Genomic DNA, 15,720 nt, shown 5'->3' on the forward strand with positions numbered 1-15,720 from the left:
GAGCGTTCAGGACCGCCGGACGTCGTACCGGTGCAGGGTGACGCCGTTGTCGGAGCGCTGCTGCTCGATCAGGTCGAGCTGTACGAGCGGACGGTGCCCCGACACCGGTGGATCGAACAACGGGCGGCCGGCGCCGAGCACCGACGGGTGCGTGAAGAGCATGACCTCGTCGAGCAGCCCGGCGTCGAGCAGCTGACTCGCGATGCTCGGCCCACCGACGCCGATGTCGCCCTCGCCTTCGGCACGGATCGCGGCCAGCTCGGCGATCGCGTCGCCGTCGCCTCCGATGACCCGGGTGTCGTGGTCGGCGGTGGTCCGCGTGCGGGACACCAGGATCTTCGGCTGCGCGGTCCAGATCTCGCCGTACTCGCGCAGGTACTCGGGCATCGACTCGTCGTGCCGGGCATCGGGCCAGAACGGGTCCATCATGTCGCGCACGACCCGGCCCTCGACGGACAGGGTCATCGCGGCGGCCCGGGCGTTGAACTCGCGGTGCAGTGGCTCGTCGATGCGCATCCAGTCGGGGCCGTCCAGGCCGTCGTGCTCGCCGGGTGCCCGTTCGACGAACCCGTCGACGGAGACGTTGATCCAGTAGACGAACCTCGCGGGCATGGCATGACTCCTTCGTCGGGCCGAGCGTACGCGCGCGCTGCCGACCAGCGCCACCGAGGGGCGCACGACACCGGTGTTGCCGAGATGCACCGCGACCTGCGCGTGTTCGACCCGCGAACACCGGTGTTGTGGCGCCCCTGCGCACCGCGCCCCCGATCCGGTAAACGCCGCTCGGCGACACGGATACCCGTCGGGATGCGAAGATGCATCGTTGGTGCCGGAGCCGAGGACGAGGGTTGGATGATCCCGACGGAAGAACACGACGCGAGCGCGCCGCTGCTCGACGGTCGGTACCGCCTGGAACAGGCGATCGGTCAGGGCGGCATGTCCGTCGTCTACCGCGGCGTGGACGAGAGCCTGCACCGCCCGGTCGCGATCAAGCTCTTCCACGCGGGCATCGTCGACATCGCCCGGCAAGAGGCCGAACTCGGCGTGCTGGCGTCGCTCGAGCACCACAACCTCGTCAGCCTGCTCGACGCCGGGGTCGTCACCAGCCAGGACGGCACCCAGCAGCGTTACATCGTGATGTCGCTCGTCGTCGGGCAGGACCTCGAGGAACGTCTGAGCGTCGGCCCGCTCGCCTCGCGCCACATCGCCGAGATCGGCTACGACATGGCCGAGGCGCTCGACTACATCCACGCCAACGCCGTCGTGCACCGCGACATCAAGCCGTCGAACATCCTGCTCGTCGACTACGGCAACGCCTCCGAACGGGCCCGCGCACGCCTGACCGACTTCGGCATCGCGCTCGCCGCCGGCGTCGAACGCCTGACCGCCGACGGCGTGACAACCGGCACCGCCGCCTACCTCAGCCCCGAGCAGGCGCGCGGCGGCGAGGTCGGCCCGCCGAGCGACGTCTACTCGCTCGGCCTCGTGCTGCTGCAGTGCTTCACCCGCCGCCGGGAGTTCCCGGGCTCGCTCGTCGAGTCCGCCGTCGCGCGGCTGTCCCGCGACCCCGTGGTCCCCGAACCCCTGCCCGAGCACTGGAAGCACCTGCTCCGCGCCATGACCGCGCAGGACCCCGCAGCCCGTCCGCTCGGCCCCGAGCTGGTCACGATGCTCCGCGACGTCGTGATCGCCGAGACCGCCGCCCCCGACCACGTGGTCGAACCGACGGACGAGACAGCCCCGGTGCCGACGCGACCCGAGACCGATCGCCCGGCGACCCTTGACACCCTGCCGAACGAGTCGCTGCAGCGCACTACGACCATGGCTGCTCGGCTCTTCGACGCACCGATCGCCCTGATCGAGGTGCTCGACGAGGACCGCGAGTGGTCCCAGTCGTACATCGCCGAGGGCATCGACGAGGCGGCGCGGAGCATCAGCTTCACCAACGGCTTCGCGCCCGTGCCCGTCCCCGTCGTGATCCCGGACGGTTCCGCACACCCCGAGATGCGCAACAGCCCCCTGGTCACCGGCCCGCTCGGCATCCGCTTCTACGTCAGCGTCCCGCTCGTCCGGCACGACGGCGCGCCGATCGGCACCCTCGCCGTGCTCGACACCCGACCGCGGCAGGCCACCGAGGGCGACCTCGCCAACCTCCGCGACCTGGCGGCGCTCGCCGTCTCGCAGCTCGAGATCCGGCAGGAGTCCCTGCGCACGACCAGTGACTCGCTGCCGGTCCCACGGGTGGGCGGCGACCACACCGCCTGACGGGAGGCCCGGTGCCACCCCGCACCGCGCCTCCCCTCCGCCGGTGGTGGCGTCCACCGCCGCGCCGTCGCCGTCCGCCGAGCGGTCACGATCCGTCGGCTGACGCGCTCCCGCCCGACCCTTCGTGACCGCTCGCCCGCCGGTCTGCGGGGTGTCGTGCCCCCTCGCGATGGTGCGGGTTCGCGCGCGTCGGCTCGCACTGCCGAGCGGGCGAAATGCCGGGGTGCCTCCGCGGGCTGACGCGGGTGTTTCGCCCGCTCGCGGTGGTGGGGGTTCGCGTGCGTGGGTCGGGGTTGCCGAGCGGGCGAAATGCCCGGGTGCCTCCGGGAGCTGACCCGGGTGTTTCGCCCGCTCGCGGTGGTGGGGGTTCGTGCGCGTGGGTCGGGGTTGCCGAGCGGGCGGAATGCCGGGGTGCCTCCGCGCATGAACCCGGGTGTTTCGCCCGCTCGGCCGGGGGGGGGGGCCTCAGCCGAGGCGGGTCGCGGCGATGCCGCCGTCCACGTCGATGGTGGCGCCGTGCACGAAGGACGCCTCGTCGGAGGCCAACCAGCGCACGGCGAACGCGACGTCGACCGGCCGGACGGGTGCGCCGGCCGGTGTGCCCGCCGTCATCTGCGCGAGGACGTCGTGCGAGTCGGCGTTGCCCGGCGTGGCGGTGGCACCAGGGGAGACCGTCGACACCCGCACACCGCGCGGGCCGAACTCGGCGGCCCAGGCCCGGGTCAGCTGCTCCACGGCCGCCTTCGTCGCCGGGTACAGCGCCGTGAAGGGGACGCCGACGCGGGACATCCACGAGCCGATGTTCACGATGACACCCGAGCCGCGCTCGACCATGCCCGGAGCCAGGGCGCCGACCAGGACGTGCGGTGCTCGGACGTTCGTGGCCCAGAGCGCTTCGGCGTCGTCATCGGGGAGCAGCGCCGTCGGGCCGACCGGGTAGACGCCGGCGTTGTTGACGACGATGTCGACCCGGCCACCGAGGGCTGCCGTGGCACGGGCAGCGAGGTCGCGGACGGCGTCGGGATGCGCGTTCAGCTCGCCGATGACGGCCACGGCGGAGCCACCTGAGGCGGTGATGGCGTCCACCACGGCCTGCGTGCGCTGCGGGTCACGGCCGGCGACACCGACCGTCGCGCCGGAGGCGGCGAGGACCCTGGCGACGGCTTCGCCGATGCCGCTCGAGGCGCCGGTCACCAGCGCGGTCCGGCCGGCCAGTCGGTCGTCGGGGGTCAAGGAGTCGAGGAGTGCTTCGTTGGTCTGCATGCTCCGATGCTCGGTCCGGCGAGGCGGTCGGCGATTGCACAGGACTCCGGACTGCTTGCCGGATCCAGCACGGGCGTTCAGTGCATCGATCGGCTCGACAGAATGAGTACATGGACGACGTCACCTCGGACCGACTGGACCGCGCGCTGCAGAGCGTCCTGGCCCACGTCGACGACACGGAGCGCGCCGGACGGCTCGGACTCCGCCTGGCCCGGGTCGACGCGCCGACCGACCTCGGGTACCAGCGCTACACGCCGTCGGTGTCGGTGGTGCTCGCGGGGCAGAAGCGGTCCATCGTCGGGGACGACGACCAGCTCTGGGGTCGCGAGCGCTTCATCATCACACCCGTCGACCTGCCGGTGATCGCCGGTGTGGTCGCCGTGGAAGAGCCGGCGGGATTCGTCGCGGTCGTCTGGCAGCTCGACCCCGCGGTGGTGGCCGAAGTCGCGACGGCGATGTCCCGCCCGCACCAGGACGAAGCGCCGCCGGCCCGACTCGGCAGCTGGACACCAGCGCTGGCGGACGCGTTCGCGCGACTCGTCGGATTGCTCGACACTCCGGAGGACATGGCGGTCCTCGCCCCGCTCGTCACCCGCGAGGTCGTGCTCCGGCTGCTGCAGACCGACCAGGCCCCGCGCATCCTGGCCGCGATCGGCAACCGGGACGGCGACGTGGTCGCGGCCGCCACGGCCCTGTTCACCGATCGGCTGGCGGACCCGTGGTCGGTCGCCGACCTGGCCGCGGCGGTCCGGACGAGCGAGTCGACCCTGTTCGCACGCTTCCGGCAGGTCACCGGGATGAGCCCGGTGCAGTACCTGCGGCGGCTGCGGCTCGGAGAGGCCCGGCGGCGGATGATCGTGCTCGGGGACACCGCTGCCCAGGCGGCTGCGGCGGTGGGGTACCGGAGCGCCTCGCACTTCTCGCGGGACTACCGCGCCCTGCACGGTCGTCCACCGGCTGCCGACGCCGGTCGGGCTCGTGAGCTCATGGCGCGGGGCGAGGTCGCGATCGCCTGACGCGTCAGTCCTCGGTGAGTGCTGCCGCGTAGGCGCTGACGGAGCGGTGGTAGCGGGGGAGCGTCGGCTCGACGGCCTCGATCGCGACGCGCAGGGCCTCGGCCGAGCGTCCCGCGCTGTGCAGCGCGAGCGCGAGGAACACCCGCGGTGCCGCCCCCGTGGCGGGGTGCTCGGGGGCGTCGCGGAGCATCGCGATGGCGGCGTCGACCCGGCCGAGGTTCCGCAGCGTCGAGGCGTGCTGCACGACCATCCGCGCCGCGCGTTCGGGGTCGACGGTGTCGAGACCCGCTGCGGTCGCGGCGGCGTACTGCACGTCGGCCTCGGCCTCGTGGCCGCCCGAGTCGAAGGCGCCGCCGAGCTCGAACGCGCCGAGGGCCGGGTGCGGGGCGTCCGCTGCGAGGTCACGCATCCGCTCGATCCGCTGGTGGTCGTCGATCGTCTCGTCGTCCCACAGCGTCGCGACGCGTGTTTCCCAGTCCCCGGTGCTCATCCGGCGAGCGTACCGCCGTCGGTGATCGTCGTGCGGAAGGAGCGGACGAGCGGTGTGCCGGGCTGCACGACCGCGGGGGTGTCCCACGCCAGGGCCGAGCCGATCGCCGGGTACTCCTCGGCGCGGACGAACCAGGGGTCGTGGTGGTCGAGGGCCTCGATGCGGATCGTCGCGGGCCCGCCGTCGAACACCGCTGACCAGGAGATCCAGGGTGCGACCGAGCCGTGCACGGCGGGCTCGCCCTCGGCGTCGGCGGTCCGGACGACGACCCCGGTGCACTCCGGGAACCGCCAGGAGAAGCCGCCGTAGCCCGCTCCGACCCGGCCGTTGCTGCCCGGGCCGCCGAGGTGCACGGGGGAGTCGCCGGGGGCGCGGAACGACGACGACCAGGACAACTCCCACCCGGCTCCGACCGAGCGCCAGCGCAGGGTGCGGTCCTCGTGCAGGACCACCGCGCGGTCCGGACCCCGCCAGACCAGCTCCTCCGTCGACCCGAGTCCGTGCTGCGCGGCGTGCACGACCTCGACCGAACCGTGGTCGTCGCGCCAGACGTAGCCGGGGCCCTGGACGTAGGTCCGTCCGCCCCAGCAGTTCACGCCGTCGACGTCGGGGATCGCGACGCCGACCCCGCAGTGCCAGTCGTGGTCGCCCGGGTGGTGCGCGCTGACCACGGTGCCGCTGAGGGTCCGGACCGGGTGCAGGTACGGCCGAGGGGACGACGTGGCGATCGTGCCGGCCCCGTCGCGTTCGACGGCGACCGTGACGTCGTCCACGCGGAGCTCCTGCAGCGTCTGGTCGCGGGCCGTGTGCGCCCACGGTGCCCCGACTTCCGAGAACAGCGCGCGGGCGTCGGCGGCGCGCTCGATCGTGGCCTCGACACCGGTCACCACCGGGCGCCGGGTCGGCCCCTCGCCCTCCCACGTCACCCAGGGGTGGTCGAGCTGCACGGGTTCGGTCGCGCGGACCGCCTCGAGCACCTCGACGAACGCTCCCGTCGAGACGAGCGGCACGAGCAGTTCGGCGCCGTGGGACCGGTGCGCCAGCAGGTTCTCGAGCAGGTCGGTGCGCTCCAGGCGGGTGGTCGCGCCGTCGATCGTGACGTCGTCCGTCGTGTAGTGCAGTACGCCGTCCCCCGTCGCGCCCCGCACCCGCACGGTCGGCGGGACCTCGGTGGTGGCACAGAGCGTGAGTGCGGCAGTGGCCTCGAGGCCGGCGGTCGTGGTCACCCGGACGGCCGAGGTGTCGTCGCCCTCGATGGCGTTCGCCCGGTACAACTCGACCTCGACCCGCGCGACGTCGGCGGTCCGGCGGCACCCGACGAGCGCCAGGGCCGTCGCCACGGCGTGGGCGAGCGGGTTGGTGACGACGCCGTCGAGCACGTCCACGCCGCCGACCCGACGGCGCCCCGCCCAGGGGGAGCGGTCCCAGTACGCCCGGTCGCGGGTCCACGTGCCGACGGCGGCCGCAGACCGGACGGCACCGACGAGCGCCCCATCACGGAACGCCGGCAGCGCGGCGGAACCGAGACTCTGGAACCCCACCTGCACGACCCTGCCGGTCCGACGTTCGGCCTCGAGCAGCACGTCGAGGGCGTCGCGCGTGGTGACCGGAGGCTTCTCGAGCAGCACGTCGGCGCTGGCGTCGAGCGCATCGAGGGTGAGGGGCAGGTGCGCCGCGATCGGAGCCGCCACGACGACCACGTCCACCGGTCCGAGCCTGCGGGCCGCTGCCACGTCGGCCACGACGGGCACACGGGCGTCGGCGGTCGTGCCGAGCGCGGGGTCGACGACGGCAGTCACCGTGCAGACCCCTGCTGCCACGAGCCGGTCGATGTTCGCGCGGTGGTGCAGGCCGTAGCCGCGGGCTCCGACGAGCACCACGCCCGGCAGCGTCACCGGCCCGTCCCGATCACGATGCGTGCCGAGCCGGGGGCTCTCCCGGTGACGTGGACGTGCTCACCCTGCGGTCGGTCGGTCCCGCGGAGGAACGCGTAGTCCTGTCCCGGGGTGTAGCCCGCCGGCTGGCCCGGACCGGCGCCGTTGCCCGGGCCGAACGTCACGACGTCGGAACCGACGCGGTAGCTGCCGGTCCCGTCGGCCAGGACCCGCTCCCCGGTGACGGCGTCGGTCTCGACGCCCGTGAGGGTCCCCCCGGTGCGGAACGTCAGCTGCAGGGACCACGGCACTTCGGCCCCCTCGGTCACGACGTCGAGGACGACGGCGTCCGGTGTCACCGCGACGTCGACGGTGGTGCTGAGGACCACCGTGTCGACGGACCGGGCGCCGAACGCCATGGCGGCGGAGAACCGGCCTTCGTCGGCGAGCGGGTAGCGGCCGTCCGGCTGGCGAGCACTCGCGGGCAACGGCTGGTGGTAGCCGGCGGACACGGTCTCGGTCAGCCGGAACCGTCCGTCGCCCAGGGACTCGAGCGCGGTCGGTCGGAACGGTCCGAGGCCGAAGAACTCCCGCGAGAGCCGCACGTCGGACAGCACGACCGACCCGACGACGACCCGCAGGAACGTCGGGCTGTTCGCCAGCCCCGACCGCACGTGGCCCTGGGCCGGGACGTCGGAACCGGCGAAGAGCACGACACTGCGGTCGGGCGCGCGGACGTGCACGAGCCGTGCGTCGGCGAAGGTGTGCACGGCCGGCGCCAGGGCGACGGGTTCCGGCAGCGGACGCCCGAGCAGTGGATCGGTCATCGACCGCGCGGCGACGGCGGCGGGCTGCCAGGTCTCGGCCACGGCGGCGCGGGCGGCGACCGCGGCCAGGTCGCCCCGGCCGTCGAGCACCGCGACGTGCCAGAGCAGCGGCGCGAACGGCCCGATCCCGAAGGGCTGTGACTGGTCCTGCCGTCGGGACTGCACGGTCTCGACGGTGTCGTCCGGCAGCAGGAGCGCGAGCGTGGCGTCGAGCGAGCGGCGCACCGGGTCGAGCAGGGCGGGGCGGTCGAGCACGGCGGCGAGCACCAGGAACGACGGCCCGGACACGGCGGACGCGTAGTTCGGGCTCCGCTCCGACCACAGACCGTCGGCGTCGATGTCCGGCCCTTCGGCCAGCCACGCGTCGATGCGGTCGAGCAGCGCCGCCGCCGGGTGGAGTCGGTGCACCCGGGCGAGGGCGGCTGCGATCTCCCACCGGTGGTTCGGGGTGTGCACCCCACCGGTGAGCAGTGCGGGGGTCGCCCGGTGCACGATCGCGTCGAGGTCGTCGGCCAGCGCGGCCGCTGCCGGCACCGTCGCCCGGTGCGGTGCGAGCAGTTCGAGGGCGTCGCAGACGTCGTTGACGGTGAACGCGGAGTCCGGCGGGGAGAGCACGTTGTCGCCGCCGACGAACGTGCCGCCGGGCGACTGCCGGGTCGCGAGGTGCCGGACCCAGCCGTGCGCGGTGGTGAGGTCGTCGTCTGCGGGGTGAGCCGGGCCTCCAGGCCGTTGCCGGACCCACGCACCGACCAACGCGAGCGCACGCGCCATCAGTTCCCGGTGCTGCAGCGTGGCCGGGTCGTCGTCGGCCAGCCGCAGGCGGGCGACCTCGGCGTCGGCGGCCGGGCCGGCCAGGTCGAGGAACCCCATCAGTCCTTCAGACCCGCGTTGAGGTCGGCGCCGTTCACGTACTTCTGGAACACCAGGTAGAGCAGCACGAGCGGGATGATCGAGATGACCGAGGCACCGAGCAGGACCGTCCAGTTCACGTTCTCGGCACCGACGATGCTCTGCAGGGCGATCTGGATCGTGAACTGCTTCGGGTCGTTGAGCACCAGGAGCGGCCAGATGTAGTCGTTCCACCGCCACTGGAACGAGAAGATCGCGAGCGTCAGCATGATCGGGCGGGAGATCGGCAGCATGATCCGCCAGAAGATCCCGAACTCGCTCGCACCGTCGATCCGGGCCGCTTCGACCAGGTCGTCCGGCACGGTGATGAAGAACTGCCGGAACATGAAGATGCCGGTGGCCGTGATCACCGACGGCACGATGATGCCGGCCAGCGAGTCGTACATGCCGAGGTCGCGGATGACGATGAACGTCGGAGCGAGGATCACCTCGGTGGGGAGCATCGTCGTGGCGAGGATGCAGACGAAGAACACCTTCAGCCACCGGTTGTCGTACTTCGCCAGCGCGTACCCGGTGGCCGCACTCGCCAGGACCGTCAGCACCGTGGTGACCAGGGCGACGATCACGGTGTTGCCGAAGTACTGGGCGAAGTCGTAGCTGGACCACGCCTCGGCGAAACCCTCGACCGACCAGTTCTTCGGCAGCAGGGTGAGCGGGTACGAGAACAGCTCGCCGCCCGGCTTGAACGCGCTGAGCACGAACCACAGCACCGGGAACCCGAACGCGATGATGAACACCCAGAGCAGGGCCGTGGCGGCGATGGCCTGGGGCCGCGGCGTGGTGTCCACAGCCTTCGAGCGGCCAGAGCGGCCGGAGCGGCCGGAGCCGGAGCCGGAGCGACCGGCCCGACGGCCGCTTCCGGTCTTGTCGGTCTCGGTGGGGAGCGTGGCGGTCATCGACGGGACTCCGTCCGGCGGTTCACGGCCAGCTGGATCAGCGCGATGGCCATGAGGATGAGCATGAGGACCATCGACGCCGCGCTCGCGTAGCCGATGTGGGCGTTCTGGAACCCGTTCGTGTAGATGTACTGCACCAGCAGGTTGTTGTCGGTGCCGGGGCCGCCGCCGTTGAGCGCCTGCACGGTGGCGAACTCCTTGAACGCACTGAGTGACGACAGCAGGATCACGATGAACGACGTCGGCGCGATGCTCGGCAGGGTGATGTAGCGGAACTGGTGCCAGGCGCCGGCACCGTCGAGCGACGCGGCCTCGTAGTACGACTGCGGGACGTTCCGGATCGCCGCGACGAACAGCAGCATGTTGAACGCCGCCCCGGCCCACGCGGTGGCGAAGACGACGACCAGCAGCGACAGGTCGGCGTTCGACTGCCACGGGACGGCCTTGCCGCCCAGGGACTCGATGACGAAGTTGGCCAGGCCGAAGTTCTCGCCGAACATCCACCGCCAGATCACACCGGTGACGATGGGGGAGATGAGCCACGGAACGAAGAACACGATGCGGGCGACGCTCCGTCCCTTCGCCGCGGGGCTCGTGAGCATGAGCGCCATCGAGAGCGACAGGACGAAGCCGAGCGGCACGGCGACGATCGCGTACAGGAAGGTGCGACCGAGGGCGGCGTAGAAGGTGTCGTCGGCGAACAGTTCGAAGTAGTTCGCCAGGCCGACGAACTTCGGGTCGACGACGCCGTTGTAGTCGGTGAACGAGTAGCCGAGGCCGATCACGGCGGGCCACACGAAGAACACCACGAACAGGACGGCGTTCACGCTGACGAACAGGATCGGGGCGAGGACGGGCTTGCTGACGCCGGAGCGGCGGCGCTTCGTCGTCTTCGCGGCTCCGGGCCGGCGGGGCGGCACCGGGGTGGGGACGGCGGTCTGCACGTCACCGGCTGCGGTGGGGATGCTCACGATGATCCTCTTCGTTCGACGTGGTGCTGCTGTGGAAGGAGGGACAACGGGGCCGGACGCATGCGCCCGGCCCCGTTCCGTCACCCCACGTGCTCCTCGTAGTACTTCGTGATCGTGTCGAGCGTCTCCTTGGCCGACTGCTGCCCGTTGATGAGCTTGCCGACCTCGGCCGTGGTCGGGTCGGTGCCGATCTCCTTGCCCTCGACCGCCCACTCCGACGCTGCCTTGGCGTACGAGCTCGAGATCGGGTCGGCCGCCTCGATCTCCTTCTGGTACAGCGCGAAGGAGTCCTTTGCTGCCTGCGACGTGAAGGGGTAGGTGATGTCCAGCCCGGACTCGACCGGCAGGAACCCGTTGGTGGTCACGAGCTTCGCGTAGTTCGTCGGGTCGTACATGTAGTCGATGAACTTCTTCGCCGCGGCGCCGCGGGTGTCGGAGTTCTCGAACCCGACGATGTTGCCGCCGTAGTTGATCTCGGTGGCGTGGGTCGGGTCGGCCGGGGTGGCGGCGCTGGCCCAGTCGAAGTCGGTGATGTTCGACGCGAAGTCCGACGACTGCCAGACACCGGAGAAGTACGCCACGACCTGGCCGCTCTTGAACAGGGCGTTCGGGTCCTGGCCGCTCGTCCACACCGACTTCGGCATGACCGAGTCGTCGTTCATGTCGGCGAAGTCCTGCAGGGCGTCGACGGTCTTCGCGTCGGTGGGGAAGGAACCGTCCTTCTCCTGCTGCATGAAGTCGGTGCCCTTGGTGAACATGTAGGCCCGCAGGCGCGACGGCGACGAGTCGAAGACCAGGTCGTACTTGGCGCCGGTGTCGGCCTTCACCTTGTCGGCGGCGTCGAGGAACTCGCTCCACGTCCACGCCTTCGCGGGGTCGGTCGGGTACGCGACGCCGGCCTTGTCGAACAGCGACTTGTTCACGAACAGTCCGGCCGCGGTGACGTCGGACGGGATCGAGGTGACCTTGCCGTCCTTGTCCTTCGCGATGAGGTCCTGGTCGATCCCGTTCGCCTTGTCGCTGACGATCGAGGCGAGGTCGACGGTCTTGCCGCTCCAGATCGGGTCGATGCCCGCGGCCCGCACCACGTCGGGCAGCGAGTTCGCCTGCGCCGACTCGCGCAGCTTGGTCTGCAGGCCGTCGTACGGCAGGTTCACGATCTTCACCGCGACGCCGGTCTGCTTCTCGTAGGCGGTCGCGAGGTCCTGGTAGCCCTTCTCCTGCGCGGACGAGGTGGAGAGCCAGAAGGTCAGCTCGTCCACCTTGCCGCCGTCCCCGGACCCGCCGGAGGCGCAGCCGCTCAGGAGCGCGAGCGCGGCGATCCCGCCGGCGAGTGCGAGCATTCTCTTGGATGACTTCATCGTCACTGCTTTCGTTCGGGACCACGTGCATGTGCCGTGGGCGAGCGTTCGGGGTGTCTCGGCCGAGGACCCCAGGTCTACACGACCCCCGCCGTTCTGGCAAGCGCTTTCCTGAGGGTTGTTCTGACAACGTGACCTGTGGTCTCGACGGCGTGACCGGCCGCTCGGAACCCCGCCCTGGTCGGCGGGGAATCGCTATCCTCGCCACAGGCCGCGCACGGCGCGGACCCTGACTGGAGGCACGACATGCCCGAGCGAGGCACCGTCACCCTGGCCGACGTGGCCGAGCGGGCAGGGGTGTCGCTCGCGACCGCCTCGCGGGCACTCAACGGCAGCACCCGCAAGGTCCGGCAGGAGTCGGTGGACCGGGTGCGCGCCGCCGCCCGGGCCCTGCGCTACACCGCCAACGTGCAGGCGCAGGCCGTCGCTCGGGGGTCGACCACGACCCTGGCGCTCGTCGTCGGCGACATCGCCGACCCGTACTTCGCCGCGATCGCCGCCGGCGCGATCCGCGCCGCCGACGACGCCGGGCTCGTCGTCACGATCACCTCCACCGGCGGCGACCCGTCGCGCGAAGTGGCGGTGCTCGACGTGGTCGCCGGACTCCGCCCGCGAGCCGTCGTGCTGGCGGTCAGCCGTCGGCTCGGGATCGGCTCCGGATCCGCGACGGGCTCCGGCCCGTCCGAAGTCGCGGCGGCGGTCGGTGGCCTCGTCGCCGCGGGGGCTGGGGTGTCGGCGCTCGTGTCCGACCTGGACGGTGCCGCAGCGGGCGTCCCGGGCGTGCACGGCGTCGTCATCCGCAACCTCGGCGGGGCTGCGGCGCTCGCCGGTGCGCTGGTCGAACAGGGGCACGACTCGTTCGCCGTGCTCGCCGGCGACCCGGACCTCGTCACCGCCCACGCCCGGGTCGAGGGGTTCGTCGCCGGCCTCGCGGCCCACGGTCTGCGGGTGCCCGACGACGACGTGGTGCCCTCCGAGTTCACGCGCGACGGCGGGTACCGGGCGATGGTGTCGCTGCTGGACCGAGCTGCCGAGGGTGGGGCCGCGGTGCCCCGGTGCGTCTTCGCGGTCACCGACCTGATGGCCGTCGGGGCGGTCGCGGCGATCCGGGAGCGCGGGCTCGTGCCCGGGGTGGACGTCGGCGTGGCGGGGTTCGACGACGTGCGGATGCTCGCCGACGTCGTGCCGGCGCTCAGCACGGTGCGGCTGCCGCTCGAGGAGATCGGCGAGCGGGCCGTCCGCCGTGCGCTCGGGCTCGAGGCCGACGGTGCCGTCGACGGCGAGGTCGTCCTGCGCGCCAGCACCGCCCGCTGACCTCGCCACCGCGCACCCCGTGGTGTACGGTTCCGGCAAGCGCTTTCCACGACGACGGAGAGCGGGCCGCAGCGAGCAAGGGAGCACGCGTTGACCACCACGCGCACCATCGGCATCATCATGAACGGCGTCACCGGGCGCATGGGCTACCGGCAGCACCTGGTGCGGTCGATCCTGGCGATCCGCGACGACGGCGGTCTGCGGCTGCCCGACGGCACGCGCGTGCAGCTCGAACCGATGCTCGTCGGTCGGAACGCCGCGAAGCTCGAGGAGATCGCGACCCGGCACGGCCTGCAGCACTGGACCACCGACCTCGACGCCGCCCTGGCGGATCCCCGCTGGCAGGTCTTCGCCGACTTCGCCGTGACGAGTGCCCGTGCCGACGCGCTGCGCCGCGCGATCGCCGCCGGCAAGGCCGTCTACACCGAGAAGCCGACGGCCGAGACCTCCGCCGAGGCCCTCGAACTCGCCCGGCTCGCGGCCGAGGCCGGCGTCCCGAACGGCGTCGTGCACGACAAGCTCTACCTGCCCGGGCTGCGGAAGCTCCGTCGCCTGCTCGACTCCGGGTTCTTCGGCCGGGTGCTGAGCGTCCGCGGCGAGTTCGGGTACTGGGTGTTCGAGGGGGACTGGCAGTCGGCGCAGCGCCCGAGCTGGAACTACCGCCGGCAGGACGGTGGCGGCATCGTCGTCGACATGTTCCCGCACTGGAACTACGTGCTCGAGCAGCTGTTCGGCCGCGTCGAGTCCGTCTACGCCCGCGCGGTCACGCACATCGAGCAGCGCACCGACGAGCAGGGCGTGCCGTACCCGGCGACCGCCGACGACGCCGCGTACGGCGTGTTCGACCTGGCCGGCGGCGTCACGGCGCAGATCAACTCGAGCTGGGCGGTCCGGGTGGACCGTGACGAGCTCGTCGAGTTCCAGGTCGACGGCACCGACGGCAGCGCGGTGGTGGGGTTGTTCGGCTGCCGGATCCAGCCCCGCACGGCGACGCCGAAGCCCGTCTGGAACCCCGATCTGCGCGACGACGCCGACTACCGCAGCCAGTGGCTCGAGGTCCCCGACAACGAGGTCTACGGCAACGGGTTCCGCGCCCAGTGGGAGGACTTCCTGCAGGACCTCGTCGCCGGGCGCCCGCACCCCTACGACCTGCTGTCCGGTGCCCGCGGCGTGGCGCTGGCGGAAGCCGGTCTGCGATCCAGCGCCGAGGGCCGGCGTGTGGACCTGCCGGAGCTGACCCTGCCCGCCGGGGCCGAGCCGCGCCTCCCGGTCGAGACGCCGGAGGTCGCCCAGCGCACCGAGACCATCGGGGCGTCCGCATGACGGACCTGACCCTGCTGGCGCCCGACGGCACCACGAGCCGGACGCCGCTGGGCGCACCTGCCGTCGACGCCACTGCCGTGCCCGCGGCACCGCTCACCGAGCGCATCGTCTACGCGGCCGCCCACGTCGTCCCGCGCACCGCCGCCGACAACACCCCCGGAGCCCCGGCCGACCTCGACTGGGACGCCACCCTGGCGTTCCGGCACCACCTGTGGTCGTGGGGGCTGGGTGTGGCGGACGCGATGGACACCGCGCAGCGAAACATGGGACTGGACCCGGCGGCGACCCGCGAGCTCGTGACGCGCTCCGCCCGCGAGGCGCAGTCGGTCGGCGGCCGCATCGTCGTCGGCGTGAACACCGACGACCTGCCCGACGAACCCGTCACCGAGCAGCAGGTCGTCGACGCCTACGCCCGGCAGCTCCACCACGCCGAGGACGCCGGGGCGGGCGTGGTCCTGATGGCCAGCCGCCACCTGGCACGACTCGCGCTGGACGATCCGGACACCTACCGCCGCGTCTACCGTCGGGTCGTCGAGCGGGCGAACGCCCCCGTCGTCCTGCACTGGCTGGGGGAGGCGTTCGACCCCGCCCTCGCCGGGTACTTCGGCGGGCACCGGGGCCCCGACACGGTGCTCGACATCATGCGCGACGCCGGGCCGGGGATCTCCGGCATCAAGATGAGCCTGCTCGACGCGACGGCCGAGGTGGCACTCCGCGCCCGGCTGCCCGAGACCGCCCGGATGTTCACGGGTGACGACTTCCACTACGTCGACCTGATCGCGGACCGCGACGGCGTGCACTCCGACGCCCTGCTCGGGGCGTTCGCCGCGATCGCACCGCTCGCCTCAGCCGCCGTGCGTGCCCTGCCAGACGAAGCCGCCTACCGCTCGTTGCTCGGACCGACCGAGGCCCTGTCCCGACACCTCTTCAGTGCCCCCACCTGGCACTACAAGACCGGCATCGCGTTCCTCGCCTGGCTGAACGGGCACCAGCCGGCCTTCGCCATGGTCGGTGGCCAGCACGCCGGCCGCTCGCTGTCGCACCTGTCCGAGACGGTCCGGCTCACGAACGCCTGCGGCGCCCTGCAGGACCCGGACCTCGCCGCCGCGCGCTGGCACGCCCTGCTCGCGGTCAACGGGGTGGACACGACCGCCGGGAGGCCCGCCCCACCCGCCGTCGACCGCACCGCAGCCGGGGTGGTCGCGTGAGCA

General features: G+C 72.3%; 13 protein-coding genes. 5 read left to right on the top strand and 8 right to left on the bottom strand.

All coding sequences use genetic code 11. The features are described 5' to 3' along the window. Window positions 1-6: 6 nt before the first annotated feature. On the bottom strand, window positions 7-612 hold the full coding sequence (locus tag ACL00U_RS06165) for a dihydrofolate reductase family protein (protein ID WP_214519932.1): 606 nt from the start codon (window positions 610-612) through the stop codon (window positions 7-9). A 240-nt stretch (window positions 613-852) separates the two neighbouring features. On the opposite strand from ACL00U_RS06165, the gene ACL00U_RS06170 reads away from it, so the two are divergent. Beyond that, complete coding sequence (locus ACL00U_RS06170) at window positions 853-2,265, top strand: protein kinase domain-containing protein (RefSeq protein WP_412873953.1); 1,413 nt, start codon at window positions 853-855, stop codon at window positions 2,263-2,265. A 465-nt stretch (window positions 2,266-2,730) separates the two neighbouring features. Here the strand turns inward: ACL00U_RS06170 and ACL00U_RS06175 are convergent, their stop codons facing one another. Next, window positions 2,731-3,528 (bottom strand): SDR family NAD(P)-dependent oxidoreductase, encoded by a 798-nt coding sequence (locus ACL00U_RS06175; protein WP_412873954.1) that lies wholly within the window; start codon window positions 3,526-3,528, stop codon window positions 2,731-2,733. Between the two features lie 110 nt (window positions 3,529-3,638). Between ACL00U_RS06175 and ACL00U_RS06180 the strand changes: the two genes are divergently transcribed. Next, a complete protein-coding gene (locus ACL00U_RS06180) occupies window positions 3,639-4,544 on the top strand; it encodes an AraC family transcriptional regulator (protein ID WP_259576972.1) in 906 nt (301 codons plus the stop codon). 4 nt (window positions 4,545-4,548) lie between these two features. Here the strand turns inward: ACL00U_RS06180 and ACL00U_RS06185 are convergent, their stop codons facing one another. From ACL00U_RS06185 to ACL00U_RS06210, 6 genes are all read right to left on the bottom strand, one after another. Then, window positions 4,549-5,034, bottom strand: coding sequence for a tetratricopeptide repeat protein (locus ACL00U_RS06185; RefSeq protein ID WP_042540415.1), 486 nt, complete (start codon window positions 5,032-5,034; stop codon window positions 4,549-4,551). Next, the gene (locus tag ACL00U_RS06190; protein ID WP_412873955.1) at window positions 5,031-6,914 is read right to left on the bottom strand and encodes a DUF6807 family protein; all 1,884 of its coding nucleotides are present in this window, start codon (window positions 6,912-6,914) and stop codon (window positions 5,031-5,033) included. The genes ACL00U_RS06185 and ACL00U_RS06190 overlap by 4 nt, the downstream gene beginning before the upstream one ends. Before the next feature lie 11 nt (window positions 6,915-6,925). Beyond that, window positions 6,926-8,605 carry a hypothetical protein gene (locus ACL00U_RS06195; RefSeq protein WP_412873956.1) on the bottom strand — a complete coding sequence of 560 codons (1,680 nt, stop codon included), beginning with the start codon at window positions 8,603-8,605 and terminating at the stop codon, window positions 6,926-6,928. Further along, a complete protein-coding gene (locus ACL00U_RS06200) occupies window positions 8,605-9,540 on the bottom strand; it encodes a carbohydrate ABC transporter permease (protein ID WP_250898610.1) in 936 nt (311 codons plus the stop codon). Before ACL00U_RS06200 ends, ACL00U_RS06195 begins: the two co-directional genes overlap by 1 nt. Continuing rightward, window positions 9,537-10,511 carry a carbohydrate ABC transporter permease gene (locus tag ACL00U_RS06205; RefSeq protein ID WP_197068670.1) on the bottom strand — a complete coding sequence of 325 codons (975 nt, stop codon included), beginning with the start codon at window positions 10,509-10,511 and terminating at the stop codon, window positions 9,537-9,539. Before ACL00U_RS06205 ends, ACL00U_RS06200 begins: the two co-directional genes overlap by 4 nt. A gap of 80 nt (window positions 10,512-10,591) precedes the next feature. After that, a complete protein-coding gene (locus ACL00U_RS06210) occupies window positions 10,592-11,872 on the bottom strand; it encodes an extracellular solute-binding protein (RefSeq protein WP_284761630.1) in 1,281 nt (426 codons plus the stop codon). 246 nt (window positions 11,873-12,118) lie between these two features. On the opposite strand from ACL00U_RS06210, the gene ACL00U_RS06215 reads away from it, so the two are divergent. From ACL00U_RS06215 to ACL00U_RS06225, 3 genes are all read left to right on the top strand, one after another. Beyond that, window positions 12,119-13,186 carry a LacI family DNA-binding transcriptional regulator gene (locus tag ACL00U_RS06215; protein ID WP_042540409.1) on the top strand — a complete coding sequence of 356 codons (1,068 nt, stop codon included), beginning with the start codon at window positions 12,119-12,121 and terminating at the stop codon, window positions 13,184-13,186. A gap of 120 nt (window positions 13,187-13,306) precedes the next feature. Next, window positions 13,307-14,509: a Gfo/Idh/MocA family protein gene (locus tag ACL00U_RS06220; RefSeq protein ID WP_412874062.1), complete on the top strand. Its 1,203-nt coding sequence runs from the start codon at window positions 13,307-13,309 to the stop codon at window positions 14,507-14,509. After that, the gene (locus ACL00U_RS06225; RefSeq protein ID WP_412873957.1) at window positions 14,506-15,717 is read left to right on the top strand and encodes a DUF993 family protein; all 1,212 of its coding nucleotides are present in this window, start codon (window positions 14,506-14,508) and stop codon (window positions 15,715-15,717) included. The genes ACL00U_RS06220 and ACL00U_RS06225 overlap by 4 nt, the downstream gene beginning before the upstream one ends. Window positions 15,718-15,720 lie beyond the last annotated feature (3 nt).

The organism is Curtobacterium poinsettiae (assembly GCF_047226435.1).
Lineage (GTDB): Bacteria > Actinomycetota > Actinomycetes > Actinomycetales > Microbacteriaceae > Curtobacterium > Curtobacterium poinsettiae.

Bases quoted from the DNA above. Each gene is read 5' to 3' on its own strand.
- ACL00U_RS06165 (WP_214519932.1), bottom strand. From the start codon at position 612: ATGCCCGCGAGGTTCGTCTACTGGATCAACGTCTCCGTCGACGGGTTC.
- ACL00U_RS06170 (WP_412873953.1), top strand. From the start codon at position 853: ATGATCCCGACGGAAGAACACGACGCGAGCGCGCCGCTGCTCGACGGT.
- ACL00U_RS06175 (WP_412873954.1), bottom strand. From the start codon at position 3,528: ATGCAGACCAACGAAGCACTCCTCGACTCCTTGACCCCCGACGACCGA.
- ACL00U_RS06180 (WP_259576972.1), top strand. From the start codon at position 3,639: ATGGACGACGTCACCTCGGACCGACTGGACCGCGCGCTGCAGAGCGTC.
- ACL00U_RS06185 (WP_042540415.1), bottom strand. From the start codon at position 5,034: ATGAGCACCGGGGACTGGGAAACACGCGTCGCGACGCTGTGGGACGAC.
- ACL00U_RS06195 (WP_412873956.1), bottom strand. From the start codon at position 8,605: ATGGGGTTCCTCGACCTGGCCGGCCCGGCCGCCGACGCCGAGGTCGCC.
- ACL00U_RS06200 (WP_250898610.1), bottom strand. From the start codon at position 9,540: ATGACCGCCACGCTCCCCACCGAGACCGACAAGACCGGAAGCGGCCGT.
- ACL00U_RS06210 (WP_284761630.1), bottom strand. From the start codon at position 11,872: ATGAAGTCATCCAAGAGAATGCTCGCACTCGCCGGCGGGATCGCCGCG.
- ACL00U_RS06215 (WP_042540409.1), top strand. From the start codon at position 12,119: ATGCCCGAGCGAGGCACCGTCACCCTGGCCGACGTGGCCGAGCGGGCA.
- ACL00U_RS06220 (WP_412874062.1), top strand. From the start codon at position 13,307: ATGAACGGCGTCACCGGGCGCATGGGCTACCGGCAGCACCTGGTGCGG.
- ACL00U_RS06225 (WP_412873957.1), top strand. From the start codon at position 14,506: ATGACGGACCTGACCCTGCTGGCGCCCGACGGCACCACGAGCCGGACG.